Below are 21,435 nucleotides of genomic sequence, written 5' to 3' on the forward strand. Positions count from 1 at the left end.
CCGCCGACGTGTCAGCGGGCCCGGCTTGTCGCGTCGAGGACCCGGGTTGTCACACGCCTGAGCGCGTCCGCGGTCGCCTTGATCGCCGGCCGACGACTCGTGCGCTCCCGCCACACCGTGAACAGCCGGCGCCTCGGCACCGGCTCCAGCGTCACCGCGACCACGGTGTCCGGCAGCGGCGCGCGGCCGAGCCGGGGCATCAGCGCGATCCCGATGCCGGCGCGCAGGAACTCCAGCTGGCTCTGGTACTCGGGGACCACGTAGGACACCCGCGGCTCGTGGCCGGTCGAGCGCACGGTGGCCACCAGCCAGTCGTGGCAGATCGATCCGGGCGGCTGGCACAGCCACCGCTCGTGCACCAGATCCTCGGCGGTGACGGCCTTTCGCCCGGCCAGCCGATGATCGGCCGGGACCAGAAGATCGGCCACGTCCTCGCCGATCACCTCGCGGGCCAGGTCGTCCGGCATGGCCAGCGGGGCGATCTGCCAGTCGTGCACCACGGCCACGTCGAGCTCTCCGCGCTGCACGGCCGTCACCGCGCCCGGCGGGTCGATCTCCACCACGGTCACGTCCAGCGCCGGGTGCTCGACCATCAGCTCCGACACGACCGACGGCAGCAGGCCGCGACAGCCCGTCGCGAACGCCCCCAGCGCCACGTTGCCGACCGGTTTGCCGCGCTGCTCCTCCAGCTGGATCTCCGCCTGCTCGACCAGCTTGAGCACCTCGGCCGCGGTGTCGGCCAGCGCCTGGGCCGCGTCGGTCAGCACGACCCCGCGGCCGCGGCGCTCCAGCAGTGTGGTTTGCGTCTCCCGCTCCAGCTTGTTCAGTTGCTGCGAGATCGCCGACGGTGTGTAGCCCAGCGCCTCCGCCGCCCCGTTCACCGAGCCGTAGACGGCGATCGCGTGCAGGGCCCGCAGCCGAGCCAGGTCAATCATGTAGCGATGCTACCGCGAACCGTGAAGAACTATTTGCTGGTGCTTAACTGACCGGCCGCCGATCCTGGCGGCATGCACCCTCGTCACCTGCTCGCGGCGGTCCTGGTCGCCCTCATCTGGGGCGTCAACTTCGTGGTCATCGACATCGGGCTGGAGTCGTTCCCGCCGTTCCTGTTCACCGCGCTGCGCTTCGCCGTCGCGGCGCTGCCCGCGGTGTTGTTCATCGGGCGGCCGCAGGTGCGGTGGCGGTGGGTGCTCGCCGTGGGCACGGCGATCGGCGCCTTCCAGTTCGGACTGCTGTTCCTGGCCATCCACCTGGGAATGCCGGCCGGGCTGTCCTCGCTCGTGATCCAGACGCAGGCCGTGTTCACCATGGTGTTCGCCGCGCTGCTGCTGGGGGAGCGGCCGGGGCGGCGGCAGGTCGTGGGCATGGTGATCGCGCTGGCCGGCATCGCCCTGGTCGCCGTCGACTACGGGCAGGCCAGCCCGATCCTGGCGTTCGTGCTGGTGCTGGCGGGCGCGGTGAGCTGGGCGCTGGGCAACGTCGCCACCCGCAAGGCCGCGCCGCCCGACGCGTTCAAGTTCATGGTGTGGGTCAGCGTCGTGCCGCCGCTGCCCATGGTGGGGCTGTCGCTGCTGGTCGAAGGCCCCGAGCAGGACCTGGCGGCGCTGTCCCACCTGACCGTCTCGGCGCTGTTCTCGCTGGGGTACGTCGCATGGCTGTCGACGCTCGTCGGTTACGGCCTGTGGGGGATGCTCATTCGTCGCTACGGCGCAACAGTCGTTGCTCCTTACTCTCTGCTCGTGCCCGTGTTCGGAATGTCGTCGTCGGCGCTGGTTCTGCACGAGAAAATGTCCGGACTCTCCATCGCCGCGGCCGGCCTCGTGATCGTCGGCGTCGCTCTGACCTCGGCGTTCGGCCAGAAGCTGACGGGGTGGCGACAGGGGCTCCGCGCCTCACGCTAGGGTGCGCCACACGACGTTGAGTGAACGTCGTATTCACTGTGAGTGCACCACGGGAGGTAGTCGGTTGAGCGCCACCGTTGAGAGCGCGAAGCCGCCCCAAAAGGGCTTCTTCGGGCATCCTGCCGCTCTCGGGCCGCTGTTCTTCACCGAGTTCTGGGAACGTGTCTCCTACTACGGGATGCGCGCGATCCTGCTGTTCTTCATGTACAGCAAGCTCAGCGACGGCGGACTCGGCCTCGATCCGACACTGGCCAAGAGCCTGATGTCGATCTACGGGGCCAGCGTGTTCATGTCCGGCGTGCTGGGCGGCTGGCTGGCCGACCGCATCCTCGGCTCGCGCCGGGCCGTGCTGTACGGCGGCGTGCTGATCATGTGCGGGCACATCGCGCTGTCGTTCCCCTCGGGCGTGGGCGCGCTGTACGTGTCGATGCTGCTGATCACCGTCGGCACCGGCCTGCTCAAGCCCAACATCTCCAACATGGTCGGCGGCCTCTACGACGAGAAGGACCGCCGCCGCGACGCCGGCTTCTCGATCTTCTACATGAGCACCAACCTCGGCGCCGTGGTCGCGCCGCTGCTGGTCGGCACGCTCGGCCAGAAGATCAGCTACCACCTCGGCTTCTCCGTGGCCGCCATCGGCATGTTCCTGGCCCTGGTGATCTACATCTTCGGCCGCAAGCGCCTGGCCGCCGTCGGCGACGCGCCCAGCAATCCGCTGTCCCCCGAGGAGCGCGGCAGGGTCTTCGGCCGCATCGCCATCGGCGCCGTGATCGTCGCCGCCGCCTTCGTGATCATCGCGGTGGCCGGGCTGTTCACCGTCACGCTCGTGATCAACGTGATCAGCGCGCTCGGCCTCATCCTGCCCGCGCTGTACTTCTACACGATGATCCGCAGCAAGCAGGTCAGCCCGGTGGAGCGGTCGCGGGTGATCGCCTACATCCCGCTGTTCATCGCCTCCCTGTTCTTCTGGATGATCGAGGAGCAGGGCTCGGTCGTGCTGGCCGACTACGCCGACCACCGCACCGACCTGCACGTCGCCGGGCTGCCGCTACTGGCCTCGTGGTTCCAGACGCTCAACCCCGGCTTCATCGTCGTGTTCGCGCCGCTGTTCGCGCTGCTGTGGACCAAACTCGGCAGCCGCCAGCCGTCCACTCCCGTGAAGTTCTCCCTCGGCCTCGGCCTGGCCGGCCTGTCCTACCTGCTCATGATCCTGCCCGCCGCGCTCTACGGCCCCGACGCCAAGGTCAGCCCGTTCTGGCTGGTCGGCAGCTTCTTCATCGTCATCCTCGGCGAGCTGTGCCTGTCCCCGGTCGGCCTCTCGGCCACGACCCGCCTGGCCCCCAAGGCTTTCGGCGCCCAGATGCTGAGCCTCTGGTTCCTGTCCGACGCCGCCGCCCAGGGCATCAGCGCCCAGATCGTGCCCTTCGCGACGCCGCAGACGGAGATCCCGTACTTCGGCATCGTCGGCGGCGTCACCGTCGTGCTCGCCGTCGGCCTGCTCTTCCTGGCCCCGTCCATCTCCCGCAAGATGCAGGGCGTGGACTGATCTTCTTCATGCAGGGAAGGACGCCTTACCCTCGTTCAACGCGGGTAAGGCGTCCTTCCCTGCACAACGGCGGCCCCTGGTCACATCGTCGCCTGCACCAGCGCCTTGGCCTTGCGTAGCGCCCGATCCCTGATCACCGGCGGATCCGCCCTCGCCGACATGGCTGCCGCCAACGCCTCCATGCAGTCATCCCACTTCGGCGGCCGCTCCCACCGGTTGTCGTCCGGCGCCCATCCATGAAAACAGCTCAGCAGCGCCAGTCCCACCGCGACCACATAGGCCACCTGGTTGCTGTTCTCCGCCGGCCCCGGAATCCGCCGCCGAGGATCCGCGTTCCCTTCCGCCACCGTCAACACCGCCTGCCTCAGCTCGCACAGGTGATCCAGCGGTGCGTCCGCCGCCCTCAGCGCGTTGTCGATCAGTGCCAGCAGATCCTCCGTGACCGCGGTCCTCATGATCTGCGCGACGTTCCCGTCCCTACGGTGGATCTCCACGCACCGCCGGGCCGTCCTCAGCAGATCCCTCGCCAGCCCTCCCGACCACACGTGGCACCCGTGCGTCAGCACCGTCGGAAAGTTCGCCACCCTCCCCTCCAGGATGTCCCTCGACTCCGCCAGCGTCAGCCCCCGCATCCTGAACACCGTGTCAAACGTCGAGTCAAACGCATCCCGCGCTGCCATCCCCCTCTGTTCGAACTGCACCAGCGCATCGACCGACACCGACACCACGAAGTGCACCCCCGGAATATGCATCAGATCCTTGATGCCATTCACCGCTTCCGTGAGGTCATCCACCCGGGCCAGCTTGTCCAGCTCGTCGATGAACACCACGAACCGCTGCTTCGTCGGATCCGTCCGGTCGCGGGAGAACTGCGTCAGCATCTCTCTGAAGTCGGCCACCAGCTCCGGCTGCGACCGCTCCCTCCGCTTCCGGCTGACGCTGTCCTCGCCGCCCAGAGATATCAGTCCGGACAGCAGCTTCATGGAGCTGGATTCCTTCTGCCCTTCTTCCCGGCTCCAGGCCAGATCGTCAAGCGCCTCCACCGCCAGTTGGGCCGATTTCTGGACGTCAAGGTACCTGTACCGCGTCCGTGACGACCGAGCGCCGAACAGAAGGAGCGACACCATCGGTGTGATGACGACCAGGACCAGCAGGCCGGTGGCGGCCAACCCAAGGACGGTTTGCCATTGCCAGGCCCACGTGTCGTTGTGGCTGATCGCCCAGAGAAAGACCGTGGAGGCGAGCATCAGGAACAATCCCAGGGTCAGCGCGTCACGCATGGCCCGCTGCGTGCGGAACCGGCGGTCTCGTGCCTTCTGTTCCCGCTCCGGGCTGTAGCCGGACTTCCTCGCGATCTCCTCCGCCGCCTGTGCGAACAGCTGGCGAGTGAAGTCCACCGGGTCGTACTTCACCGGCGCGGTGAGCAGCACATGATGGGTGACCATGTCCTCGGTGTGTCGGACCGCCTCCATGAGAGTGGATTTGCCGGCGCCGCGTGGGCCCGCGATTCCGATCGCCGACGTTTCATGGTTTCGTATGAATTCGACGACCTCGTCATGTGTTCGTGAGGGCGAGATCTTGCCGCTCGACAGTTCCACCAGGGTCGGCGCCGTCATCGGGAAGACGAGTACGCCGGTCGGCCGGTAGACGTCGGTGACGCATCGGCGCAGTGCTCCCCGGGCCGCGTGGGTCAGCTGGGTCGAATAGGAGGCCTCGGCAACCCTGAATTCTTCCCTTGTTTGCAGGCGACGTTGTTTCAAGGTGGGAACGTCTTCGGTGAGCGACCAGGCTGATGTAATCATGAGTGCTGCGACGCCAATGCCGATCAGCAGGTACCAGATTGATAATGTCGGAAATGTGGCGGCAATCAGGATGGTGATAACTACGAGTCCGGTTGCCCAGAGCGACGGGCCGGAGAAAGGGAGAGGGCTGTGCGGTCGCACAGCCGTGGCGACGACGTTACTGAGCGACCATGAATTTGCGTCCAGCCTGCGGCGTTGCTCCGCCAGCACCATGCTGGCGTCGTTCAGGGAGTCCGACAGCGCGGGGCGCCGGGTCAGGAAGGCCGACCGGATCTCGGCTTCCTTCTCACGGAAGCGGCGGAACTCGGCCGAGGCCATGGCGTCGTCGAACTCCTGCTCCAGCTCGGCCACCGTGGGGCGCGACTCCTGCTCCGGCACTCCCGGTCTTCGCGGGCAACGGCTCCGGCGTTACCGGAAGCGACGGCAGGCGTCGAAATCGACGATGCGCTGGGCGGTGGAGTCCGGAGTGGACAGTCGCGGAACGAGCAGCAGCCCTTCGATCCGCCACGGCGGCGGGGCGGCGGATCGAGGGGCTGCTGGTTCCAGAGTGCCTGAAGTTTGGGGAAAAGCGGAACGTCATGACCCGAACGGGTGGGTGATGCGGGTCTCCATTGACGGTTAGTGGTCAGGCGATCGCGGCTGGTTGGCGGGAAGTGACCCGAACGGGCAGGTGCAGGGGACCGCGGACGGCACGGCTGGCGCGGCGCTGGACGGTGCCGGAGAGGCGGAGGTCGGGGAAGCGGCGGAAGAGGGCCCGGAGGGCGATGGCGCCTTCCATACGGGCGAGACCGGCGCCGAGGCAGTAGTGGACACCGGACGAGAAGGTCAGGTGCTCACGGGCGTTGGGGCGGTCGGGGTCGAAACGGTGGGGATCGGGGAAGACGGCGGGATCGCGGTTGGCGGCGGCGGTGAGCAGCACGATGACCTTGCCGGCGGGGACATCCCGGCCGGCGAGCTTGGCGCCGGCGAGCGGAAGCCGTGCGGTGTACTGGATCGGGGGATCGAGGCGGAGGATCTCCTCGACGATGTTGTCGGCGGCGGCGGGATCGTCGACGAGTCGTTGGCGGGCCGAGGGATTCGCCAACAGGGCCAGCACGCCGTTGCCGATGAGGTTGACGGTGGTCTCGAAGCCGGCGGCCAGTAGCAGGCCGGAGCTGGCCAGCAGTTCGAAGTCGGTGAGGCCGCCTTCGGCCAACATGTGGCCGATCACGTCGTCGTTCGGCTCCGCACGACGCAGCTTGATGCGCTCGGCCAGGAAGTCGTTGAGCTCCCGCAGCGTGGACCGGAGCTCACGAACCTGGGCCATGCTGCCCATGCCGTCGATGGAGGCGGCCAAGGTGGTGCCCCACGCGGTCATCCGCCGGTGCTCGGTGTCGGGCACGCCCAACAGGTCGCAGATGATCTTGATAGGCACCCGGGACGCGAACTCGTCGACCAGGTCGAACTCCTCGCGGCCGGCCAGCTGGTCGAGGAACTCGTCCACGATGGCCTCGACGCGGCCCTGCCGCTCCTGCATGGCCCGCGGCGTGAACAGCGGCGACACCACGCGCCGTAACCGGCCGTGCTCGGGCGGGTTGCGGAAGATGAACGAGTCCTCCAACGGGTTCACCAACCCGTCGAGGCCGGGATCGGGCTGGCCGATCTCCTTGTTGGGCGCGACACCGAAGGCCGGGTCGCGCAGCACGGCGCTGCACAGCTCGTGGTCGGACACCAGCAGCATGCCGAGCTTGCTGGGCACGACCTTGCCCCGCGCGCGGACGCGCTCGTAATGCGGATACGGATCGATGGCCTGGGAGGGACGGATCAGCATGGCGCCGGGATCGTCCAGCAGCCGGAACCAGCCCAGGACGACCTTGCCCATCGCGATCCCGGCCGCGAGTTGCCTGTCGGACATGGTGTTCTCCTCACCCCGTTGCCGCCTTTGTACCACCGCCTTGACCGCGCGTGCCCCGAGGATGAGAATCTTGGCCACTAAGAGATAGGGGGTGTTCATCATGTCGCTGCCCGAGCCGGCACGGCCGGTGGTGCCGCTGCGGTTGTCCAATGACGAACGCGAGCGCGCGGTCGAACTGCTCAACCGGGCGGTCGCCGACGGCCGCCTGACCTGGCCGGAACACGCGGAGCGGGTCGAGGCCGTGTACGCCGCGCGCGTCACGGGCGACCTGCGGCCGCTGCTGTCGGACCTGGGCGCGGCCGAGGTGGTTCCGCTGCCCGACGGCGCCACCGAGGTCTCGGCGGTGCTCAGCAAGATTGTCCGCGTGCCCGACGTCAGCCGCCGCATCCACGCCCGCTCGCTGTTCGGCGCGGTGGTGCTCAACCTCGTCTCCGTGCCGCCCGGCGCGGACATCGAGGTGCAGGTGGACGCCTTCTGCGGCAAGGTCCAGCTGATGGTCGCCGACGACGCGACAGTGATCGACGACGGCGCCGCGATCATGGGCAAGCGCGCGGTCTACGGCGAGCAGGACGGCAACGGCGGCCCGCGCATCCGCCTCACCGGCACGGTGAAACTGGGCAACCTCAAGGTGTTCAGGGTCTGAGCTCGGACGCCACCTCGGCGACCAGGGACCGCACCCACAGGTGCGCCGGGTCGGAGTTGAGCCGTGGGTGCCAGACCATGCCGTACGGGAAGGGCACGGCCAGCTCCTCCGGCACCTCGATCAGCCGCACCGTGTCGCCGCATCGAGGGATGTCCACCAGCCGCCGCGGCACCAGCGCGATCAACAGGGTGCCCGGAAGGGCGGTGAACGCCGCCTCGAAGTACGGCACCCGCAGACCGCTGCGCTGGGTCACGCCGAGCTCCGCCAGCCGCCGGTCGATCACCATCACCTGCTGCGGCAGCACCACCACGCTCACCCGGGGGTATTCGGCCAGCTGCTCCAGGGTGAGCCGCGGCGCGGTGATCGGGTGGTCGGCGGCCACCGCGCAGACGTAGTCCTCCTGGAACAGCGGCTGCCAGTGCAGCCCGGACGGCGGCTGGACCGGCGACAGGGCAAGGTCGACCCGGCCGTGCTCGATCTCGTCGTACGTGCGTGGGCTGAGCGGCTCGATCGTCAGCGACAGGCGGGGAGCCTGCTCGAAGAGACGGCCGAACAGCCGCGCGCCCAGCACCGTGACGGCGTAGTCGGTGCAGTTGACCCGGATCGAGTCGTTCGACGTCGCCGGGTCGAACACGCCGCCCCGGACCAGCGCCCGCAGCCGGGGCAGGATGAACTCCAGCTCCTGCTGGATGGCCCGGGCCCGCGGCGTCAGCTCGTAACCGCGGACGGTGCGGACCAGCAGCTCGTCGCCGAAGGTCTCGCGCAGCCGGCTCAGGGTGCGGCTCATGGCCGACTGGCTCAGGTGGAAGCGCGCCGCCGCCCGGGACACGTGCCGCTCCTCGAGCAGGACATCGAGCGCCTTGAGCAGGTTGAGATCGGCGTTCTCGATATGCATGCGGTACATAGTACTGCTGAACAATGTGCACTGGACGCCTCGCCGGGCCGGACGCAGACTCGAAGTCGAGGAACTGCGAAAGGGGAGAGGGTCATGATTCTCGACGCGATGGTGGATGCGCTCGGCGGCCGCGCGGCGCTGGCCGCGACGACGACGGAAACGGTGTCGGCGACCGGTCGGCGCTGGCATCCGGGATGGGGAAAGGCGCCGACCGAGCCGGAACTGGTGTCCGAATTCTCCTACACCCAGACGGTCGACGTGGTGCGGCCGCGCTACCGCCTGGAACTGTCGGCCGACACGAAGCTGGTGCCGACCAAGCTGCACCACACCGAAATCGGCAACGGCAGCTTCGGATATGTGGACGGCATCGACTTCATGTTCGACCCGCGGCCGGTGTCGACGGCGATTCCGTCCTGGCGGGTGGCCGCGCGGCAGCGGCACATCGACCTGACCTCGGTGCCGCGCCTGGCCGTCAAGCTGCTGGCCCCGGCGGCCGACGTGGTGGTCGAGGACTCGGCCGTGACCCTGCGGGAGACCGGCCGGCCGCCGGTTCGGGTCGTGTTCGGTGACAACGCGCTGCCGGTGCGGCTGGAGCTCGTCGAGGAGCACTCGCCGCACGGCGATGCCCAGGTCGAGATCCGCTTCGACGACTACCGCCCGGTCGGCGCGCTGGTCCTGCCGCACCACGTGGTGATCGCCGTCGACGACCAGATCGTGCATGACGAGACCCGCACCGCGATCGAGCTCGATCGTGAGGCCGACTTCCATGTGGCCGACGAGACCGTTGTCGACGCCAGCGCCGCGCAGTCCGCCTACGCGAACTACGCCACCGAGTGGATCATGAATTACGTGCTGGCCGGTGTGCGGTTCTATTTCGATCTGCAAACCGCGCCCACCGATCCGGAGCCGGTGGAGGTCGCCCCCGGGGTGAAGATCGTGCTCGGTCCGAGCCACAACGTGCTCGTGGTGGAAATGGACGACCACGTCGTCGCGGTCGACGCCCCGCTCTACGACGAATACACCCGTGCCGCACTGGCCCAGGTGAAGCGGGCGTTTCCCGGAAAGCCGCTGCGCAAGGTCGTCGGCACGCATTTCCACTACGACCACATCGGCGGCATTCGCGAATTCGTGGCCGACGGGGGAGTGCAGGTCATCGTCGGCGAGCCCAGCGTCGAGTATTTCCGCGACCTGTTGAGCAGCCCGCACACCGTCGACCCCGACCGCCTCGCCGCCAACCCGGTCGAGACCGAGGTGATCGGCGTCAAGGACCGCCTCGACCTGCCCACCGCCGACGGCGGCGTGCTGCGGATCCAGCGCATCACCACCGACCACACCAGGGACGGCCTGGTCGTCTACGTCAGCAAGCCGGGCGTCCTGTTCGAGTCCGACCTGTGGAACCCCACGCCGACCGAGCCGGCGGCCAACTCCGGCCGCGGCCGCCTGGCCGTCCAGCTCTATGACGCCATCGGTGAGCTCGATCTGGACGTCAAGACCGTGGTCAGCGGGCACCGCGGCACCGATGGGCACACCCTTGCCCACGCCGCGCCGCTGGAGTACCTGCGCATCGTCGCCGGTCGCTGAGAGCAAGGAAGCGGACAATGGCTCTACACATGTTGGCGTCGATCGTCGTCGGTGTGCCGAACGTCGAGGAGACCGGGGCCTACTACACGGAATTCGGCCTCACCCCGACCGGCGGCGGCTGGTACGCCACCGCCGACGGCGGCAACCAGCTGCGGCTGGTCGAGACGCCGTTCCGCCGGCTGGTGGCGTGCACCGTCGGCGTCGACGACCCCGACGACCTCAACCGCGTCGAGGCGCGACTGCGTCGACTGGAGATGGTGACCCGTCGCGGCGCGGACCGGCTGACCGCGATCGACCCGGTCGGCGGCGTCGAGGTCAACCTGGAGGTCCGGCCCCGGCTGGTCCAGCCCGCCGTCGAGCCGACCCGCTACAACTGGCCGGGGCGCATCGACCGCCCCGGCACGCGGGCCGAGGTCCTGCGGCGGCCCGACCGGGTGCGGCCCCGCAAACTGGGCCACATCGTGCTCGGCACCACCGACTTCGACGCGTCCAAGCGGTTCTTCGTCGACGGCATCGGCTTCAAGGTCAGCGACGTGCTGCGGACCAGCGCCTTCACGCGGTGCTCGACCGACCACCACAACCTGCTGCTGGTGCGGGCCCCGGTCGACTTCCTGCAGCACACGTCCTGGCAGGTCGACGACGTCGACTAGGTGGGCCGGGGCGCCGCCGGCATGCTGGAGGGCCACCCGGAACGCCACGTCTGGGGCCTCGGCCGGCACCACTACGGCTCCAACTTCTTCTGGTACCTCAAGGACCCGGCCGGCAACTTCTCCGAGTACTACAGCGATCTCGACTGCATCCCCGAGGACACGGACTGGGATCCGGACGTCTTCGCCGGCGGCAACGGCCGGCTGATCTGGGGTCCGCCGATGCCGCCGTCGTTCATACACCCGGAGGACCTGGCCGCCCTGATGACCGGGGCCCACGGGCCGCGGTGACACGGAACCGACTGCGGCCGGCGGAGATGAGAACGCCGGCACCGAGCTCTTTCTCACGCCTTCATGACGTCCGTCCGCGCCGGTGGGCTCGCCGGATTGGGCGTTGTCAGCAGTCGCTGCGGCGGTGCCGGCGGACGGTCTCCTCGACCAGGTCGAGCACGGGGCCGAGGTCGTCGGCAGGCAGGCCCATCGCCAGGTGCGAGACGAGGCCCTCCAGCACCAGCTCCAGGAAGTCGGACAGCACCTCGACCGCCACGTCGTCACGGAGGTTGCCGGCCTCGCGCTGACGGCGGAGGCGGTCCTGGGTGGCCTTGGTCAGCTGCTCGGAGCGCTCGGCCCAGCGGGCGCGGAAGTCGGGGTCGGTGCGCAGGCGGCGGGAGACCTCCAGACGGGTGCCCAGCCAGTCGGCCGGGTGCTCGTCGTCGTCCCCGTCCTTGCGACCCGCAAGCAGGTCGCGCATCACCTGCACGAGGCCCTGCTCGGCCACCACCTCGGCCATGCGCAGGGCGTCGTCCTCGGCCAGGGCGAGGAACAGCGACTCCTTGTCGCGGAAGTGATGGAAGATCGCGCCGCGCGAGAGTCCGGTAGCCTCTTCCAACCGCCGTACCGTGGCGCCCTCGTAGCCATGGCGGGCGAAGCAGGCGCGCGCGCCGTCGAGGATCTGGCGGCGGCGGGCCTCGAGGTGGTCCTGGCTGACGCGGGGCATTCGGCCATCGTCGCAGCGCGGGGGCGGCAATTGCAATCCGTACGTACGGATTGCATACAGAACGTAACCGATGAAACATCCTATGATTTCAGTGGCGAATGAAAGCAAGCGCTTTCACGTATTGACACCCGAACCGACAAATGGTGTGATCCCCCTTACGGGCAAGGATTTTCCTGACCGTTCCGCCGCCACCCCCGTACCCCTGCTGTGGGAGGAATCGTGGCACCCCCATCCCGCCTGAAGCTGGCGCTCGCCTGCGGCCTGTCCGCGGTCGTCGCGCTGGCCATTGTCGTCCCGGACGCGCTGGCCGCGCCCAAGGCCGGCACGGTCTATGAAGCAGAGAACGCGACGATTTCTCAAGCGACCGTCGCGAACAATCACACCGGTTACACCGGAACAGGTTTTGTCGACTACACAAACACCGTCGGCGGCTACGTCGAGTTCACGGTGAACGCGCCGGCGGCCGGCAGCGCCCGCCTGGACTTCCGCTACGCCTTCGACGCCCCCGACAACCGCCCGATGGACGTGACCGTCAACGGCACCGCGGCGGTCAGCAACCTGGGCTTCCCGACCACCGGCAGCTGGACGACGTGGAATGTGGCCACCACCACCGTCAACCTCAAGGCCGGCAGCAACAAGGTCCGGGCCACGGCGACCACCGCCAACGGCGGCCCCAACCTCGACAACGTGACGGTGACGCCGAACAACGTCGACACCACGCCGCCGACCCCGCCGACCAACCTGGTGGTCAGCGACCTCACGCCGACCACCGCGCACTTCGCCTGGGGCGCCGCCTCCGACGACACCAGCGTGGTGCGCTACGAGGTCAACCGTGGCGGCAACGTGCTCAAGACCGTGGACGGCAAGACGCTGTCGGCCACTGTGGACACCCTGACCCCGAACACGTCCTACGACATCTCGGTCGGCGCGTTCGACGCGGCGGGCAACGCCTCGCAGCAGAGCAACGTCGTCACCTTCACGACACCGCCGAGCGATGACCACACTCCGCCGTCCGCGCCCAAGAACCTGCGCTCCACGGGCGTGACGGCCGACAGCGCCGCGCTGGCATGGGACGCCTCCACCGACAACGGCGGCGTGATCTCCGGCTACGACGTGTACCAGGGCGCCACCAAGGTCGCCACGACCAACTCGACCGCCACCACGGTCACGGATCTCAACCCCAGCACCAAGTACACGTTCACGGTGACCGCACGCGACCCCGACGGCAACACCTCCGCGGCGAGCAATGCCTTGTCGGTCACCACCTCCGCGCCCGGCGGCAAGGGCGGCATTCCCACCTACGAGAAGGATGTCGCCAAGCTCGACCTGCCGTGGGGCATCGACTGGCTGCCGGACGGCTCGGCGCTGGTGGCCGAGCGTGACCGGTTCGAGATCGACCGGGTCACCCTCGACGGCCAGGTCACCGTGCTGGGCAAGGTTCCCGGCGCCGTGACGACCAGCGGCGAGGGCGGTGTGCTCGGCCTGGCCGTGTCGCCCAACTTCGCCAACGACCACTTCATCTACATCGACCACACCGCGGCCAACGACAACCGGATCGTGCGGATGACCTACCAGGACGGCAAGCTGTCGACCACGTCGACGCCGATCCTGACCGGCATCGAGAAGAACCGGTACCACAACGGCGGCCGGCTGCGCTTCGGCCCGGACGGCAAGCTCTACGCCACCGCCGGCGACGCCAAGAACGGCTCCAACGCCCAGAACAAGAGCTCCCTGAACGGCAAGGTGTTGCGGCTCAACGCCGACGGCACCGCGCCCACCGACAACCCGTTCTACGCCACGGGCGGCAACGCGCGGTACGTCTACAGCATGGGGCACCGCAACCCGCAGGGCATCGCCTGGGACTCGCGCGGCCAGCTGTGGGAGACCGAGTTCGGCGAGAACAGCCAGGACGAGCTGAACCTGATCCAGAAGGGCGGCAACTTCGGCTGGCCGTCGTGCGAGGGCACGCAGGGCAACTGCGGCGGCTTCATCGCGCCCAAGCAGACGTGGTCGACCTCGTCGGGCGGCCCGAGCGCCATCGAGATCGTCAACAACTGGATCTACGTCGCCGCGGTGACCGGCGAGCGCATGTACGTGGCGCAGATCAACTCCGCCGGCACCGGCACCAGCACCCCGCAGGCGATCTTCGCCGGGCGGTGGGGCCGGCTGCGCACCGTGGTCAAGACGCCGGACGGCGGGCTGTGGGTGACCTCCACCAACGACGACAAGAACGGCGGCACGCCGAGCTCCAAGGACAACGTCATCGTGAAGCTCAAGTTCCCCTAGTGATTTCCCCAGCTAGTACAGGCTGAGCCGAAACGCAAGCCCCCGTGGTCAAACACGGGGGTTTTGCGCAGCCATTGCTTCTGAACGGCTGTGTGGGCGGCGGCGCGGTGCTATCACATCGGTGTCTGGCCGTCTAGTGGACAGGACAGCAGATGTCGATCAAAGCCTCGCCGATCACCGTCTTGCCGGGCGGCCTGCCGCTGCTCGGACACGCAGTGGACCTTCTACGTCGGCCGCTGGAGTTCGTCGAGCAGATGCGCGACGCCGGCAGCGTGGTCCGGTTCAACCTGGGGCCGCGCCCCGTGTACCTGGTCACCACGCCGGCCATGTGCAAGGAGCTGCTGATCACCAAGTCGCAGTGCTTCGACAAGGGCGGGCCGCTGTTCAAGCAGTCGAAGACCTTGCTGGGCAACGGCTTGGTCGGCTGCGACCGCGAGCAGGCGCGCCGGGCCCGACCGCTGATGAACCCGGCCTTCCATCACGGCCGGCTGGCCCGCTACACCGAGGTGATGGCGGACGTGTCGGCCGAGATCGTCGAGCAGTGGACCGACGGGTCCACAGTGGACTTCGACGCCCTGATGAACGTGGCCACTATGGACGCGTTGACCCGGTGCCTGTTCTCCGGCGTGCGCGACACCGACACCGCGGCCGAGGTGCGGGCGGTGATGCAGGTGATCGTCAACGGCGTGGGGCGGCGGGCCTTCATCCCCATCTCCTTCGTGCACAAGCTGCCGCTGCCGCCCAAGCTGCGTGAGGACGCCGCCCTGCGCGAGCTGCACCGCGTGGTGGACAACGTGATCGCCGAGTACCGGCGCACCGGCGCCGACCAGGGCGACCTGATGTCGATGATGATGCTGGCCCAGGACGACACCGGCAACGGCATGACCGACACTCAGCTTCACGACGAGATCCGCAGCATGATGGTCGCCGGCACCGAGACGTCCGCGACGATGATGCTGTGGATGGCCTACGCGCTGCACCAGCACCCCGAGATCCGGGACCGCATGCACGAGGAGCTCGATCTCGTGCTGGCCGGCCGCCGGCTCGACTACGAGGACCTGCCCAAGCTGGAGTACACCGCCCGGGTCGTGCAGGAGGCGCTGCGCATGTATCCCGTGGCGTGGATCCTCTCCCGCTACGCCACCACCGACGTCGAGCTGGCCGGCGTGCGGATCCCGGCCGGCGCGGACGTGATGTTCAGTCCGTACGCCGAGCACATGGACCCTCGCAATTTCGACAATGCTCGCGTTTTCGACCCCGACCGCTGGCTGCCGGAGCGGGCCAGGTCCCTGCACCGCCAGGCCTACCTGCCGTTCGGCTCCGGCGTCCGCAAGTGCATCGGGGAGTCCTTCGCCTTCACCGAGATGATGATCATGGTGGCCACCTTCTTCGGCCCGTGGAACCTCACGCCCGTGCACCCCGACCCCGAGCCGCTGGCCAGCACCACCTACCGCCCGCGGCACAGCCACATGGTGCTGTCGAGGCGCTGACCGGCCGGTCCGTGTCATCTCGGGCAGCCGAGGCGGCACGGACGGTCGGAAGTCCTTACCAACAGGTGAACGACCTACCTGCCTGACCTGGGAAGCCGTGCGATTGTCAGACCCCCCGTGTAGCGTCGGAACGACGACGATCACGAAGGGTGGTAACGGTGACTACCGTCAGTGTTACTCCCGCCACCGATCCGGCGCCCGATTTACTCCCGGACCGTGAACGGGCCGAGGCCTACGTGGCCTCGGTCTGCTTCAAGCACGGGCCACCGAGGTACGTTGGCGCCGAGATCGAGTGGACGGTGCACCACGCGCAGGACCGATGTCAGCCGCTCGACCCCGAAGTCCTAGCGAAAGCCCTGGGGCCCCATGCCCCCGCCACGCTCCGGCCGGACAGCCCGAATCTGCCGCTTCGCGGTGGTTCCCCTGTCACCGTCGAGCCCGGTGGCCAGGTGGAGATCTCCACTCCACCCAAGACGACAACAGCCGACCTGCTCACCACCGTCTCCGCCGACATCGCGCAGCTGCAGCGGCTGCTCGCGGCGGAAGGTCTGGAACTGGGCACGGCCGGCGCCGATCCCTACCGCCCACCGCGCAGGATCCTGAACACCCCTCGCTACGCGGCGATGAACTCCCGGTTCGACCGATACGGGCCCGACGGTGTCGCCATGATGTGCAGCACCGCGGGCCTACAGGTGTGCCTGGACACGGGCGAAGCGGGACAGGTCGCCACACGCTGGAACGCGCTGCACGCGCTGGGTCCGGCGCTGCTGGCGGCGTTCGCCAACTCGCCGGGACTGGCCGGCCGCTCGACCGGGTGGGCCTCGGCCCGCACGCGAGTGGTGCTGGGGGCCGAACCCGTGCGCAGCGGCCCGGGCGACACCGGCCACGACCCGGCAGCCAGCTGGGCCCGCCGCGTGCTGGACACGCCGCTGATCTGCTTCCGGCACGGCGGCGACAGCTGGGACGTGCCCGGCGACGTCACCTTCGCCGACTGGATCGCGGGCGCGCTGCCCGGCGTGCCCACCACCGACGATCTCGACTACCACCTCAGCACCATGTTCACCCCGGTCCGGCCGCGCGGCTACTTCGAGGTCCGGTACCTGGACTCGCAGCCGCCCGGCGACTGGAGTCCGGCGGTCGCGCTGCTCATCGCCCTGTTCAGCGCGGACGACGTCGTCGACGCCGCGCTGGACGCGGCCGCGCCCTCGGCCGGGCGCTGGCTGCCGGCGGCCCGCCTCGGCCTGGACGACCGCCCGGTCGCCCGGACCGCGGCCGCCGCCCTCGAGCTGGGCCTGCACAACCTGCATCGGCTCGGCCTGCCGACGGAGCTGTCCGCGCCGGTGATCGACAGCCTCGATCGCCGCCTCGCGACGGCCACCGCGAAGCTTGGAGGCAAGACACAGTGAGCGAGCTTGCGAGCGAGCCATTCAATGCAGGGACCCGCGTCGCAGACGCGCCGAGCGCTAGCGAGGGGGGACTGTGACCTCATCTGATCTTCGCTCGGCCATCGCCGAGGCTCTTGAGCGCTCCCGTGACCGCAGCACGCTGCTCACCGAGGCCGTCGACGAGGACGACCTGGTCCGCCAGCACTCCAAGCTGATGTCGCCGCTGGTGTGGGACCTCGCCCACATCGGCAACCAGGAGGAGCTGTGGCTGGTCCGTGACGTCGGCGGCCGCGAGCCGGTGCGCCAGGACATCGACGAGCTGTACGACGCGTTCCAGCATCCGCGGGCCGAGCGGCCGTCGCTGCCGCTGCTCAACCCGGCCGAGGCCCGCACCTATGTGCGTGAGGTGCGGGACAAGGTGTTCGACGTGCTGGACCGCACGCCGCTGGAGGGCCGCGAGCTCGTCGAGAACGGCTTCGCCTTCGGCATGATCGTGCAGCACGAGCAGCAGCACGACGAGACCATGCTGGCCACCCACCAGCTCCGCAAGGGCAATCCCGTCCTGCACGCCCCCAACCCGCCGGCGGCCCCGGCGGAGCGGCTGCCGGCCGAGGTGTTCGTGCCGGGCGGCTCGTTCGAGATGGGCACCTCGCTCGAACCGTGGGCCCTGGACAACGAGCGCCCGGCCCATCAGGTGCACGTCGACTCGTTCTGGATCGACACCGTGCCGGTGAGCAACGGGCACTACCTGGCCTTCATCGACGCCGGCGGTTATGACGACGCGCGCTGGTGGAGCGAGCGAGGCTGGGCCTACCGGACCGAGGCCGGCCTGACGTCGCCTCGGTTCTGGCACCGTGACGGCGACGGCTGGCAGCGCACCAGATTCGGCGTGGTGGAGCCGATTCCGGTCGACGAGCCGGTCGTGCACGTCAGCTACCACGAGGCCGAGGCCTACGCGGCGTGGGCCGGCAAGCGGCTGCCGACCGAGCCGGAGTGGGAGAAGGCCGCCCGCTTCGACCCGGACACCGGTCGATCCCGCCGATATCCCTGGGGCGACGAGGATCCGACGGACGAGCACGCCAACCTCGGCCAGCGCCACCTGCGGCCGGCCCCGGTCGGCGCGTACCCGCTGGGGCAGTCGCCGCTGGGTGTGCGGCAGCTGGTCGGCGACGTGTGGGAGTGGCTCGACTCGGACTTCCGGCCCTATCCCGGCTTCAGGGCGTTCCCGTACAAGGAGTACTCCGAGGTGTTCTTCGGCGGGGACTACAAGATGCTGCGGGGCGGGTCGTTCGGCACCGACAAGGCGGCCGTGCGCGGCACCTTCCGCAACTGGGACCACCCGATCCGGCGGCAGATCTTCGCCGGCTTCCGGTGCGCCCGCGACCACCGGCCGGACTGACGCCGGTGTGCCGCCATCTGGGTTACCTGGGCCCCGCCGTGCCGCTGGCCGACCTGCTGCTGGCGCCGCCGCACTCGCTGCTGCGCCAGTCGTACGCGCCGCAGGACATGCGGCACGGCGGGACCATCAACGCCGACGGTTTCGGGGCCGGCTGGTTCGCGCCCGGGGAGAAGGCGCCGGTGCGCTACCGGCGGGCCGTGCCGATGTGGACCGACAGCGGCTTCGCCTCGCTGGCCGCGGCGACCAGGGCCACCGCCGTGGTCGCCGCGGCCCGCTCGGCGACCGTCGGCATGCCCGTGGTGGAGACGGCCAGCGCCCCTTTTGCCGAGGGGAGCTGGCTGTTCAGCCACAACGGCGTCGTGCGCGGCTGGCCGGACAGCGTTTCACTGCTGGCGCAACGACTTCCGGTGACCGATCTGATCACGCTCGACGCCCCGACCGACGCCGCCCTGCTGTGGGCGCTGGTCCGGCACCGCCTGCGGGCGGGGCAGGACCCCGTCGACGCCATCGAGGCCGTCATGCTGGAGGTCGCCGCGGCCGCGCCCGACTCCCGACTGAACCTGTTGCTGGGCAACGACGAACTGCTCGTTGCCACCGCGTGGTGGCACTCGCTGTGGGTGCGGCCCGGGCCGGGCGCGGTGACCGTCGCGTCCGAGCCCATCGACGACGACCCGGCCTGGGTCGCCGTGCCCGACCACAGCATCGTGTTCGCCTCCAAGACCACTGTGGACATCCGACCCCTGGATCCAGGACGGCAGGAACCATGACCAACCCGGTAGTGGAAAACCACCTCACCGCCGACCACATGGCCCGCGCGCTGCGCAACGACGTGCGGGCCGGTCTGGCCGGCCCGCTGAAGTCGTTGCCGCCCAAGTGGTTCTACGACGCCGTCGGCAGCGATCTGTTCGAGCAGATCACCGAGCTGCCCGAGTACTACCCGACGCGGGCCGAGCGGGAGGTGCTGCGGGCCCGGGCCGCGGAGATCGCTTCCGTGACCCGGGCCCGCACCCTCATCGAGCTCGGCTCGGGCTCGTCGGACAAGACCCGGACGCTGTTGGATGCCTTGCAGGCCAACGGTTCTCTGAAGCAGTTCGTGCCCATGGACGTCTCCGAGAGCGCGCTGAGCGCCGCCGCCGAGACCATCGTCGGCGAGTACCCGGGCCTGGCCGTGCATGCCGTCGTCGGGGACTTCACCGAGCACCTGGCCCTGTTGCCGGGCGACGGCCCCCGGCTGTTCGCCTTCCTCGGCGGCACCATCGGCAACCTCCTGCCGGCGGAGCGGGCCAAGTTCTTCGGCTCCATCCGCGAGGTTCTCGAGCCGGGGGAGTGGCTGCTGCTCGGCACCGACCTGGTCAAGGACCCCGGTGTTCTCGTGCCGGCCTACGACGACTCCGCCGGCGTCACCGCCGCGTTCAACCGCAATGTGCTGCGGGTCGTCAACCGCGAACTCGACGCCGACTTCGACGCGGATTCGTTCGAACACGTCGCGTTGTGGGACTCGGACAACGAGTGGATCGAGATGCGCCTGCGGGCCCTGCGCCCCATGCACGTCGCCCTGCCCGGGGCCGGCATCGAGATCGACTTCGCCGAGGGCGAGGAGATGCGCACCGAGATCTCCGCCAAGTTCCGGCAGTCCCGCGTCGGCGACGAGCTGGCCGACGCCGGCTTCGGCCTGGCGCACTGGTGGACCGACAGCGCCGAGCGCTTCGCGGTCTCCCTGTCCCGCGCGGAGTAACGCCCCGCGCCCATCGGCGGGCGCCTCCGGGCGCCCGCCGATGTATCTTTCGGCCGCCTTCGCCGTCCGGTCGAACCGTTCGGGTCCGCACGATCGTGTGGACGCCATGACGACGACACTTCGCACCTTCCAGCTCCCCGCCGAGGTCACCGGTTCGATCTGGGACATCGCGCTGGGCGTCGAACTCGTCCGCACCTGGCAGGCCGACGGCATCCTCCAGGTGGCCACCGGCAGCGTCGCCGACGCGGTCGCCGCGGCCGCCCTACGCGAGAGCCGCCGGTTCTTCGCCCGGCCGCTACCCGAGAAGACAGCCCTGGTCAGCGACCTCACCTATGCCGGCTACGTCGCCTCGGGAGAGGAGGAAACCGCCGGGGAGAAGGACTTCTCGGAGATCTTCACCGTGTGCAAGGACCTGCCCCTGTCCGATCCCCGCGTCCGCGCCGGCTGGCCCTGCCACGGGCCGGCGCCCTGGCCCGATCCGGTCTACCGCGACGTGATGACCGCCCTCATGTCCCAGTTCAGCCTGATCGGCGACAAGATCCTCAAGCTCACCGCGCTCGGCCTCGGGTTGGACATGAACGCCCTGACCGATCTGGCCGCTGATGGCTGGCATCACATGCGGGTCCTGCGGTTCCCGGCCCGCTCCGCCGTCACCGCACGGGGAATCGGCGCTCACACCGACTACGGCATGCTCGTCATCGCCACCCAGGACGACGTCGGCAACGGCCTGTTCGTGCGGCCGCCCGTCGTCGGCGAGAAGCGTCCCCGCAACTGGCTCGACGACGAGAGCTCCGCCGGTGCCTTCGAGAACGAGGAACCCTGGCACCTCGTCGACCCCGTGCCCAGCACCTTCACGGTCTTTCCCGGCGACATCCTCCAGCTCCTCACCGGCGGCGAGCTGCTTTCCACGCCGCACAAGGTGAAGCTCGCCGACCGCGACCGCTACTCCATCGCCTACTTTCACGAGCCCGACTTCCCCGCCGTCCTCCACGGCGGCCAGGGCGACGAGGCCATCCACTACGGCACCCACTTCACGAACATGTTCATGCGCTGCTACCCGGACCGCGTGACCACCCAACGCATCCTCTCCGAGAACCGCCTCTCCATCCTCACCCACATGCGCGCGTCGGTCCCCACCCTCTAACCCCCGCGAGTAACGGGGGCCTGTGACGGCCGCTGTTGATGCGGGAAAATAGGCCGGCGTCCGTCCGGGACGCCGACGTGACTGTGATGC

The 21,435-nt window shown here is 69.2% G+C and carries 17 protein-coding genes and 1 pseudogene; 13 read left to right on the forward strand and 5 right to left on the reverse strand.

Translation table 11 applies throughout. The features are described from left to right. Nucleotides 1-11: 11 nt before the first annotated feature. Entirely contained in the window at nucleotides 12-935 is a 924-nt protein-coding gene (locus tag AB0M73_RS44125) for a LysR family transcriptional regulator (RefSeq protein WP_363905095.1), read from the reverse strand. Between the two features lie 72 nt (nucleotides 936-1,007). Between AB0M73_RS44125 and AB0M73_RS44130 the strand changes: the two genes are divergently transcribed. Then, nucleotides 1,008-1,901: an EamA family transporter gene (locus tag AB0M73_RS44130; RefSeq protein ID WP_363905098.1), complete on the forward strand. Its 894-nt coding sequence runs from the start codon at nucleotides 1,008-1,010 to the stop codon at nucleotides 1,899-1,901. 64 nt (nucleotides 1,902-1,965) lie between these two features. After that, nucleotides 1,966-3,447 (forward strand): peptide MFS transporter, encoded by a 1,482-nt coding sequence (locus tag AB0M73_RS44135; protein WP_363905101.1) that lies wholly within the window; start codon nucleotides 1,966-1,968, stop codon nucleotides 3,445-3,447. An 80-nt stretch (nucleotides 3,448-3,527) separates the two neighbouring features. Here AB0M73_RS44135 and AB0M73_RS44140 read toward each other — a convergent pair whose 3' ends face one another. Both AB0M73_RS44140 and AB0M73_RS44145 read right to left on the reverse strand, forming a co-directional pair. Beyond that, nucleotides 3,528-5,600, reverse strand: coding sequence for a P-loop NTPase fold protein (locus AB0M73_RS44140; protein WP_363905104.1), 2,073 nt, complete (start codon nucleotides 5,598-5,600; stop codon nucleotides 3,528-3,530). A gap of 274 nt (nucleotides 5,601-5,874) precedes the next feature. Beyond that, nucleotides 5,875-7,143, reverse strand: coding sequence for a cytochrome P450 (locus AB0M73_RS44145; protein ID WP_363905107.1), 1,269 nt, complete (start codon nucleotides 7,141-7,143; stop codon nucleotides 5,875-5,877). A 100-nt stretch (nucleotides 7,144-7,243) separates the two neighbouring features. On the opposite strand from AB0M73_RS44145, the gene AB0M73_RS44150 reads away from it, so the two are divergent. Next, nucleotides 7,244-7,786 carry a DUF1707 domain-containing protein gene (locus AB0M73_RS44150; RefSeq protein ID WP_363905110.1) on the forward strand — a complete coding sequence of 181 codons (543 nt, stop codon included), beginning with the start codon at nucleotides 7,244-7,246 and terminating at the stop codon, nucleotides 7,784-7,786. On the opposite strand, the gene AB0M73_RS44155 is transcribed toward AB0M73_RS44150, so the two are convergent. Then, complete coding sequence (locus AB0M73_RS44155; protein ID WP_363905113.1) at nucleotides 7,776-8,681, reverse strand: LysR family transcriptional regulator; 906 nt, start codon at nucleotides 8,679-8,681, stop codon at nucleotides 7,776-7,778. The two genes, AB0M73_RS44150 and AB0M73_RS44155, sit on opposite strands and share 11 nt — an antisense overlap. 93 nt (nucleotides 8,682-8,774) lie before the next feature. Between AB0M73_RS44155 and AB0M73_RS44160 the strand changes: the two genes are divergently transcribed. Genes AB0M73_RS44160 through AB0M73_RS44170 form a run of 3 tightly spaced genes read left to right on the forward strand, consistent with a single transcriptional unit; the run spans nucleotide 8,775 to nucleotide 11,200 of the window. Next, nucleotides 8,775-10,262, forward strand: a complete 1,488-nt coding sequence (locus AB0M73_RS44160) for an MBL fold metallo-hydrolase (RefSeq protein WP_363905116.1) — start codon at nucleotides 8,775-8,777, stop codon at nucleotides 10,260-10,262. A gap of 17 nt (nucleotides 10,263-10,279) precedes the next feature. After that, nucleotides 10,280-10,912 carry a VOC family protein gene (locus AB0M73_RS44165; protein WP_363905119.1) on the forward strand — a complete coding sequence of 211 codons (633 nt, stop codon included), beginning with the start codon at nucleotides 10,280-10,282 and terminating at the stop codon, nucleotides 10,910-10,912. Beyond that, nucleotides 10,913-11,200, forward strand: a complete 288-nt coding sequence (locus AB0M73_RS44170; RefSeq protein ID WP_363905122.1) for a hypothetical protein — start codon at nucleotides 10,913-10,915, stop codon at nucleotides 11,198-11,200. It abuts the gene before it with no gap. A gap of 106 nt (nucleotides 11,201-11,306) precedes the next feature. Here AB0M73_RS44170 and AB0M73_RS44175 read toward each other — a convergent pair whose 3' ends face one another. Beyond that, nucleotides 11,307-11,906, reverse strand: coding sequence for a TetR/AcrR family transcriptional regulator (locus tag AB0M73_RS44175; RefSeq protein WP_043716388.1), 600 nt, complete (start codon nucleotides 11,904-11,906; stop codon nucleotides 11,307-11,309). A 279-nt stretch (nucleotides 11,907-12,185) separates the two neighbouring features. Between AB0M73_RS44175 and AB0M73_RS44180 the strand changes: the two are divergent. From AB0M73_RS44180 to AB0M73_RS44210, 7 genes and pseudogenes are all read left to right on the forward strand, one after another. Further along, a pseudogene (locus AB0M73_RS44180) lies at nucleotides 12,186-14,208 on the forward strand (PQQ-dependent sugar dehydrogenase). A 136-nt stretch (nucleotides 14,209-14,344) separates the two neighbouring features. Further along, nucleotides 14,345-15,682: a cytochrome P450 gene (locus AB0M73_RS44185; RefSeq protein ID WP_363905125.1), complete on the forward strand. Its 1,338-nt coding sequence runs from the start codon at nucleotides 14,345-14,347 to the stop codon at nucleotides 15,680-15,682. Nucleotides 15,683-15,840: 158 nt separating this feature from the next. Continuing rightward, nucleotides 15,841-17,088, forward strand: a complete 1,248-nt coding sequence (locus tag AB0M73_RS44190) for a glutamate-cysteine ligase family protein (RefSeq protein ID WP_363905128.1) — start codon at nucleotides 15,841-15,843, stop codon at nucleotides 17,086-17,088. 73 nt (nucleotides 17,089-17,161) lie between these two features. Continuing rightward, on the forward strand, nucleotides 17,162-18,466 hold the full coding sequence (gene egtB, locus AB0M73_RS44195) for an ergothioneine biosynthesis protein EgtB (protein WP_363905131.1): 1,305 nt from the start codon (nucleotides 17,162-17,164) through the stop codon (nucleotides 18,464-18,466). A 5-nt stretch (nucleotides 18,467-18,471) separates the two neighbouring features. Further along, nucleotides 18,472-19,233 (forward strand): ergothioneine biosynthesis protein EgtC, encoded by a 762-nt coding sequence (egtC, locus tag AB0M73_RS44200; RefSeq protein ID WP_043728754.1) that lies wholly within the window; start codon nucleotides 18,472-18,474, stop codon nucleotides 19,231-19,233. Then, nucleotides 19,230-20,201 (forward strand): L-histidine N(alpha)-methyltransferase, encoded by a 972-nt coding sequence (gene egtD / locus AB0M73_RS44205; RefSeq protein ID WP_363905134.1) that lies wholly within the window; start codon nucleotides 19,230-19,232, stop codon nucleotides 20,199-20,201. Before egtC ends, egtD begins: the two co-directional genes overlap by 4 nt. A gap of 106 nt (nucleotides 20,202-20,307) precedes the next feature. Then, complete coding sequence (locus AB0M73_RS44210) at nucleotides 20,308-21,345, forward strand: 2-oxoglutarate and iron-dependent oxygenase domain-containing protein (protein ID WP_363905137.1); 1,038 nt, start codon at nucleotides 20,308-20,310, stop codon at nucleotides 21,343-21,345. The last annotated feature ends 90 nt before the right edge of the window (nucleotides 21,346-21,435 follow it).

This window comes from Kutzneria sp. NPDC051319 (assembly GCF_040682195.1).
In the GTDB taxonomy this organism is placed as follows: Bacteria; Actinomycetota; Actinomycetes; order Mycobacteriales; family Pseudonocardiaceae; genus Kutzneria.